General features: G+C 75.1%; 1 protein-coding gene. It reads right to left on the bottom strand.

Going from position 1 to position 1348, the window contains the following annotated elements; all coding sequences use genetic code 11:
• Positions 1 to 447: 447 nt before the first annotated feature.
• Entirely contained in the window at positions 448 to 1308 is an 861-nt protein-coding gene (locus ABZ641_RS37640) for a universal stress protein (RefSeq protein WP_344622303.1), read from the bottom strand.
• Positions 1309 to 1348: the final 40 nt, after the last annotated feature.

Below are 1348 nucleotides of genomic sequence, written 5' to 3'. Positions count from 1 at the left end.
GGCCGGCGGCCGGAAGGGCCGGCCGGACCTGATGCGGCGGGCCGGCCGGGTCGTCGTGGCCGGACGCGTGGGTCGACGGGCCGGACCGAGGGGAGCGGCCGTGTCCGTCACCGTGCCGACGGGCCGGACCGAGGGGAGCCGCCGTGTCCGTCACCGTGCCGATGGGCTCGCGCGGGTCGGCAGCCGTCCGCCCGTCCGCGCAGGGACGCACGACCCGCCGCGGACCGACGGAAGTCAGCCGCGGAGACCGGGCGACGTGGCGTCCGCCGTGCAGCCCTGCCCTGATCCATTCGTCGTCCGTCGCCCGACCCCCTCCGGCCCCATCGTCCCGGCGCAGGCCCGGGGACGGGGAGATCGGCCCCTCGCCGGCGCGGAAGAACCATCGGCCGGTCCCGGACGTCGCATCCGCACGGACGTCGCGTCCGCCGGATCGGCCGGCGCCGGGGCTCATTCGGTGTCGGGAGCGGGCACGGTGGTGACCGGGCAGTGGGCGCGGTGCAGCAGGCCGTGGGGGACGGAGCCGAGCCGCATCCCGGTGAACCCGCCGCGGCCGCGCCGTCCGACGACGAGCGCCAGCGCCTTCTCGGAGGCCTCGGCCAGTTCTTCCACCGGATGGCCGCGTACGACCTGGCGGGTCACGGTGGTGTCCGGGAAGTTCTCCGCCTGCTCGGCCACCGCATCGTGAAGCAGCCGACGGCACTTCTGGAGCACGACGACTTCGTCCGTGGACTCCAGCAGCGACGGCTGCCACACCCAGAGCGTCCGCAGGTCCGCGCCGCGGGCCGCGGCGGCAGCGAAGGCGTACGCCAGAGCGGCGCGGGAGGCCGGGCTGCCGTCGACACCGGCGACGAGGTACGGCGGTTGTTCGGTGCTGTTCTCGGGCTCCAGCACCACGACCACCGGGCAGGCTGCCTGGGAACTGACCGGGACGGCCACCGAGTTCGTACTGAGGAACTCCTCCAGACGGCTCAGCCGCCGCGAGCCGAGGACGATCAGGCACGCGTCGTGCGACTCGTGGCACAGCACCTGGGCCGGGGGACCTTCGGCAAGCACGGTCACGAGGTCGAGGTCGGGGTGCCCGTCCGAGACGAGGGCGGCGGCCTCCTCGAGCACCCGACGCCCGGCCTTCCGGCGCCCCGAGCCAACGGCACGGTGCGGTCTGTGGTGGCTCGGTGCGGTGGCGTGCGCCAGCCGCAGCTGCACTCCGCGACGCTCGGCTTCGTCGGCCGCCCAGACCAGGGCCGGCTGAGCGCCGTCCCTGTGGTCCACGCCGACGACGACCGGGCGGGACTGCCGAGAGCCGGTCATTGCTCCTCCAACCCGAGTCGTTTCCCGCCCCATGGGAACC

This window comes from Kitasatospora sp. NPDC007106, from assembly GCF_040634455.1.
GTDB lineage: Bacteria > Actinomycetota > Actinomycetes > Streptomycetales > Streptomycetaceae > Kitasatospora > Kitasatospora arboriphila.
Note: the sequence above shows the minus strand (reverse complement) of the source record. Positions and strands in the feature narration are given on the sequence as shown.